The following is a 1,280-nucleotide window of genomic DNA, read 5'->3' as shown; positions in this document are numbered from 1 at the left end:
CTCTTGGTCATGTTGACCTTGAGACCTAGTTTCTCCTCAATGAATCGAGAGATATTTCTCATAACTCTATTAGCAGACATTTCACTACCAACCATGATGATACAATCATCTGCGTATCTTACAAAGTTAAGCCCACGCTTTTCCATCTCCTTATCAAGTTCATTCAACATGATATTCGCCAATAATGGCGAGAGATTTCCTCCTTGTGGTGTTCCCACAATAGAGTCCTCGTACTCATCATCAATCATGATTCCACTGACCAGGTATTTCCTGACAATAGAGATAACATCTCCATCTTTAATAGTTCTACCTATGATGGTCATAAGTTTATCGTGATTTACTGTGTCAAAGAACTTTTCCAAGTCAATATCTACAATCCAATCATTGCCGTCATTCATCATGTCGAGCGCTGTTAGGATTGCTTGTTGTGCACATCTATTAGGTCTGAATCCATAACTGTGGTCATGGAATTGTTCCTCATAGATTGGTGTTAAAACCTGTGCTATGGCTTGTTGTATGAATCTGTCTGTTACTGTTGGTACTCCTAGGTTTCTGATACCACCATCAGGCTTTGGTATCTCCACTCTTCGTACTGGCTGAGGTTTATACTTTCTTGTCCTCAACTGTTCCTTGATGATATCGCCGTTCTTTTCAAGATGTTCCTTGAGTTCTGTGTATTTCATTCCGTCCACTCCCTCTGCACCTTTGTTTCGTACGACTTGCAGATATGCTCTGTTGAGATTATCGCTGGATAGTATCTGCTCCATTAGACTACTTGTGTCCATGCGTTCTTTCCTTTCCGCCCCGCTTGATTTGACCACCCTTATCCCGATTGGTTACGGCAGATGTTGTCATTTCTGCAACACGAGACATACTCAAACTTATTGATTGTTCGCCCCTTCACTCCATCTCCATTACAGAGACTTCCTCGCTACTATGGGTTCGGCTGACTTCTCACAGTTCGTTGTTACTAGGCTAATGAAACCTCTGTGAGACCTCCACGCTTAAGGTGCACGCTCTTTCTCTCCATATATCCGCCACATTTACTCTGCTACTACAAAGGTGATAGTTATAAGACTTCGTTGCTTTTAGCCAACTTATCTCTCGTAGCCTAGCCTTATATGTGATTTCTGTCCGTCGGACCAGAGATTTGCTTACAGCTTCCTTCAGATTCCATCTCGCGATGGACACCCTTGCTGTTCGGCTATACACTTCCCACTATCTGGGCGTGTTCAGGACTTTCACCTGTTAGAGTGCGCCCATGGCGCGCAAACTAAAAA

The 1,280-nt window shown here is 43.1% G+C and carries 1 protein-coding gene; it reads right to left on the bottom strand.

Annotation, left to right across the window (positions count from 1 at the left end):
* On the bottom strand, positions 1-785 hold a 785-nt coding region (gene ltrA, locus G586_RS0116980), incomplete at its 3' end, for a group II intron reverse transcriptase/maturase (RefSeq protein WP_026528663.1).
* Positions 786-1,280: the final 495 nt, after the last annotated feature.

The sequence above is a fragment of the Butyrivibrio sp. VCD2006 genome (genome assembly GCF_000423925.1).
Lineage (GTDB): Bacteria > Bacillota > Clostridia > Lachnospirales > Lachnospiraceae > Butyrivibrio.
Note: the sequence above shows the minus strand (reverse complement) of the source record. Positions and strands in the feature narration are given on the sequence as shown.